Raw genomic sequence first — 4,922 nt, 5'->3', positions numbered from 1 at the left:
TTCGGCGCCGTCAGACCATTCGACGCACCGTCCTGATTCACCGCAGAACCCCGCACCACCGCCAACACCCGACGCCCATTACGCCGGGCCACCGAAAGACGTTCCAGGGCGAGGATCCCGATTCCCTCGGCGAAACCCGTACCGTCGGCTCCGGCGGCGAAGGCCTTGCAGCGGCCGTCGTCGGCCAGGCCGCGCTGGTGGGAGAAGGCGGTGAACACGGTCGGGGTGGCCATGACGGTGACGCCGCCGGCGAGGGCCAGCTCGCATTCGCCGGCCCGCAGTGCCTGTACGGCGGAGTGGATGGCCACCAGGGAGGACGAACACGCGGTGTCCACGGTGACGGCAGGGCCCTCCAGACCCAGCGCGTACGACACGCGGCCGGACATCACGCTGGCCGAGCAGGCCGTGGCGAGGTAGTTGGCGTGCTCGCCGCCGGACCCGGCGAAGAGGGAGAAGTAGTCCTGGCCGATCGTGCCGAACCAGACGCCGGTGCGGCTGCCGTGCAGGGACTTCGGATCGATCCGGGACCGCTCGATCGCCTCCCACGAACACTCCAGCAGCAACCGCTGCTGCGGATCCATCGCCAACGCCTCACGCGGCGAGATACCGAAGAACTCCGCGTCGAACCGTCCCGCGTCGTAGAGGAACCCGCCCTCGCGCCGGTACGACCGGTTGTCGTCGAACGCCGTGCCGAGGTTCCAGCCGCGGTCGGTGGGCAGCGGGGCCAGGGCGTCGGTCCCGGTGTCGAGGAGTTGCCAGAACTCCTCGGGTGTCCGCACACCGCCGGGCAGTCGGCAGCTCATGCCCACGATCGCGATCGGCTCGGTGCCCCGGCTCTCGGTCTCGCGCAGCCGCTGCTTGGTGGTGCGCAGGTCGGTGAGCGTCTTCTTCAGGTAATCGCGGAGCTTGTCCTCGGACGTCCCTGCCGTCATCACGACTCCCCGAGCTCGCTGTCGACGAGCGCGAAGATCTCCTCGTCGGTGGCCGTGGACAGGTCGCCCGGGGCCGTCTCGGCTGTTCGCCCTTCGACGGCTTCGCGCCACTCGGTCAACAGCGCCTCCAGCTGGATCATCACGTCACCGGTGCCTTCGGCGTCGGGCGCGAGCGCCCGCAGGTCCGCGCGGAGGCGGCTGACGGCGGCCAGCACCGGTTCGGCCGGGGACGGCGTGTCGGCGCCCAGCAGGCCGACGAGATGGGTGGCGAGCGCTGAGGGGGTGGGGTGGTCGAACACGATTGTGGCGGGCAGGCGCAGACCGGTGAGCGCGGTGAACCTGTTGCGCAGCTCCACGGCGGTCAGCGAGTCGAAGCCCAGGTCGCGGAAAGGCCTGTCGGGTGAGACGGCGTCGGAGGTGCCGTGACCGAGCACCGCGGCGGCGTGGTCGCGCACCAGCCCCAGCAGCAGCTCGGTGCGCTCGGCACCGGACATCGATGCGAGCTGCTGTTCCAGACCGGCACTGCTGACCGCCGTACTGGCCGTGCGGCGCGCCGTGGAGCGGATCAGCCTGCGGAACATCGCGGGCACCTCGCCGCCGCGGCCCCGGAGCCTGGCGACGTCCAGGTGCATGGGCAGCAGCACCGCCTCGGCGTTGTCCCGCGCGGCGTCGAACAGAGCCAGGCCGTCCGCCTCTGACATCTCGGCGACGCCGTTGCGGGCAATGCGGGCGAGTTCGGTGGAGCCGAGCTGTCCCGTCATCGTACTGCGGTCGGTCCACAGACCCCAGGCGAGCGACTGGCCGGCGAGCCCCTGTGTGCGGCGGTGCTCAGCGAGCGCGTCGAGGAAGGCGTTGGCGGCCGCGTAGTTGGACTGGCCGGCGCCGCCGAGCACGCCGCTGGCCGAGGAGAACAGCACGAAGTCGGTCAAGGGGGTGCTGTCGAGGAGCCGGTGGAGGTTCCAGGCGGCGTCGACCTTGGGTCGCATCACGGTGTCGAGCCGTTCGGGGTTCTGCTTGTCGATCACGCCGTCGTCGAGGACGCCCGCCGAGTGGACGACGGCCACGAGCGGGTGCCGGTCGTCGACGGACCGCACGGCCCGTTCCAGAGCGGCGGCGTCGGCGAGGTCGCAGGAGGCCCAGGTGACGGTGGCGCCGAGACCGGTGAGTTCCTGTACCAGCTCCGTGCGCTCTGCGCTGCGGCTGACCAGCAACAGCCGTCGCACACCGTGGTGGGTGACCAGGTGCCGGGCGATGAAGCCGCCCAGGGTGCCGGTGGCACCGGTGACCATGACCGTGCCGTCGGTGTCCAGGGGCCTGGGCACAGTGAGGACGATCTTGCCGATGTGCTTGGCCTGGCTGATGTGCCGGAAGGCCTCCGGTGCCCGGCGGACGTCCCACTGGGTGATCGGCAGCGGCCGGAACTCGCCGGCTTCGAAGAGCCGGACGATCTCGGCGAGCATCTCCCCGGTGCGCTGGGGCCCGGCCTCGACGAGGTCGAAGGCCCGGTAGGCGACTCCGGCGTGGTCCTCGGCGACCTGCTCCGGTCGGCGGATGTCGGTCTTTCCCATTTCCACGAACCGGCCGCCGCCGGGCATCAGTCGCAGCGAGGCGTCGACGAACTCGCGGGCCAGCGAGTTCAGGACGAGGTCGACTCCCCTGCCACCGGTGACGTCCAGGAACTTCTGCTCGAAGTCGAGGGCGCGGGAGGAGGACACGTGGGCGTCGTCGAGCCCCAGGGCACGCAGCGCGCCCCACTTGCGCGGGCTGGCGGTGCCGAACACCTCGGCCCCGAGGTGTCGGGCGATCTGCACGGCGGCCATGCCGACGCCGCCAGCGGCGGCGTGGATGAGCACGCGGTCGCCCTCGCGGATGCCGCCGAGGTCGCACAGGCCGTAGTAGGCCGTCAGGAACGCGGCGGGCACCGAAGCCGCCTGTGCGAACGTCCAGCCCTCGGGCATCCGGACCAGGTAGCGGTGGTCGGTGACGGCGAGCGGCCCGAAGCCGGAGGACAGGATGCCCATCACGCGGTCGCCGGGGGCCAGGTCCGGTACTGCGTCGCCGACTTCGACGACCACGCCTGCGGCCTCACGGCCGAGGGTGAGGTCGTCGTCGACCATGCCGAGGGCGGCGACCACGTCGTGGAAGTTGAGGCCGCCCGCGTGGACGGCGACCCGGACCTCGTTGTCGGCGAGGGGCTTCTCGGCGTGCGGGTAGAGGCCCAGCGTGAGGTTGTCGAACGTACCCGGTTCGGTGATCTCCAGCCGCCAGGCGTCCGCTCCGGCGGGTGGCACCAGCTCGGGCGCCGTGGCCCGGACCAGCCGGGCGGCGGTCGGCCGGCCCGCCCGGACCATGATGCGCGGCTCGTCGGACTGGGCCGCCTCGGCCAGGACGGCCACCGAATCGGGGTGGTCGTCGAGGTCGACCAGGATGATCCGGCCAGGGTTCTCGGTCTGGGCGGAGCGCACCAGGCCCCAGACGGGGCCGTGCACGAGGTCGTCCGGCAGGGCGTTGCGGGTCACGACCACCAGCCGGGAGTCGGCGAGCCGTTCGTCGGCGAGCCACTGCTGGATGACCCCCAGCACCTGAGCGGTGGCAGCCCGGACTGCGGCGGGCAGGTCCGCGTCCGGCTCGCCGGACCCCATGCAGGGCAGCACCAGCACCTCGGTGACGGCGTCGGCGGACGTGGGATCCGCGGCGGTCCCGACCTCCCAACCCGCGGCGCGCAGCGCAGCACCGAGCTCGAACGGGTCGTCGCCCAGCACGACGCCGTGCGCGGCGGTCGCACGCCCGACGACGGGGACGGCCTCGTCCCAGGTCACCTTGAACAGCGACTCGGTCCGCTTCACGGTCAATTGGACGCGGTCGACCGGCCGGGTCACCAGGTGCCCGAGGGAGAAGACCGGAAGTCCCGTCGTATCCCACGCCTCCCATGCCATCCCCTGCGGAGTGGCCGGGGACACCCGCACCCGGAGGGACCGGGCACCGGTCGCGAACAGCTGTGCGTCGCCGAAGGAGAACGGCAGCCTGGTCTCGCCGGAGCCGGGTTGGGCCGCGGCCGCGGTCTGCACGGCAGCGTCGAACAGGGCGGGGTGGATGCCGAAGCCGTCCACGTCGGCGCCCTCGGGCAGCCCGACCTCGGCGAAGAGCTCCTCGCCTGCACGCCAGACCCTGCTCAAGCCCTGGAAGAGCGGGCCGTAGTGGTAGCCGGCCTCGGCCAGCCGCTCGTAGAACCCGTCGGTCTCCACCGGTTCCGCACCGGCGGGCGGCCACACCGCCATGGTCTCCGGCTGTGACCCTCCCGCGGTGAGGAAGCCCTCCGCGTGTGTCACCCAGGCCTGGTCGGCGCCACGCGAGTGCACCGACACCGCCCGGCGATCGTTCTCGCCGGGGTCGGAGACGACGACCCTGATCTGTACGGCGTCCGACTCGCCGAGCACGAGCGGCGCCTGGAGGGTGAGTTCCTCGACCGACCCGTGACCGACCTGATGACCCGCGTGCAGGGCGAGTTCCACCCAGGCCACACCGGGGACCAGGACCTGTCCGAGCACCTGGTGATCGGCCAGCCAGGGGTACGCGGACAGCGACAGCTCACCGGTCCACACCCACTGTCCTCCCGGCAACTCTATTGCAGCAGGGAGGAGTTCATGTTCCGATTCGGCCAGCCCGGCCACGTTGAAGTCCCCGGAGCGGGCGCGCGGCGACTCCAGCCACAGCCGCTCCCGTTGGAAGGGGTAGGTGGGCAGGTCGACCCGTCGGCCGCCGGCCAGCATGCCCGCCCAGTCGACCGGAACGCCGCGGCACCAGGCCTCACCGGCGGACGCGACGAGCCGGGCGAGGTCGCCCTCGTCACGCCGCAGGCTTCCCAGGACGGCAACCTGTGCCGCGCTCTCGTGAACGGTCTCTTCGATGCCGACGGTGAGGACCGGGTGCGGGCTGGACTCCAGGAACACCGTGTGCCCCTGCGCCAGAAGGAACTCCACCCCGCTCTGG

At 71.9% G+C, this 4,922-nt stretch carries 2 protein-coding genes; both read right to left on the bottom strand.

Going from position 1 to position 4,922, the window contains the following annotated elements; translation table 11 throughout:
• On the bottom strand, positions 1–932 hold a 932-nt coding region (locus ACZ4V6_RS36385; RefSeq protein WP_467835529.1), incomplete at its 3' end, for a beta-ketoacyl synthase N-terminal-like domain-containing protein.
• Positions 932–4,922: SDR family NAD(P)-dependent oxidoreductase (locus tag ACZ4V6_RS36380; RefSeq protein ID WP_467835526.1), on the bottom strand; the 3,991-nt coding region annotated here is incomplete at its 5' end. The genes ACZ4V6_RS36385 and ACZ4V6_RS36380, both read right to left, overlap by 1 nt.

It is taken from the genome of Streptomyces sp. NPDC029152, from assembly GCF_055564355.1.
The sequence above is the reverse complement of the archived record's forward strand: the minus strand, read 5'-3'. Positions and strand labels throughout refer to the sequence as shown.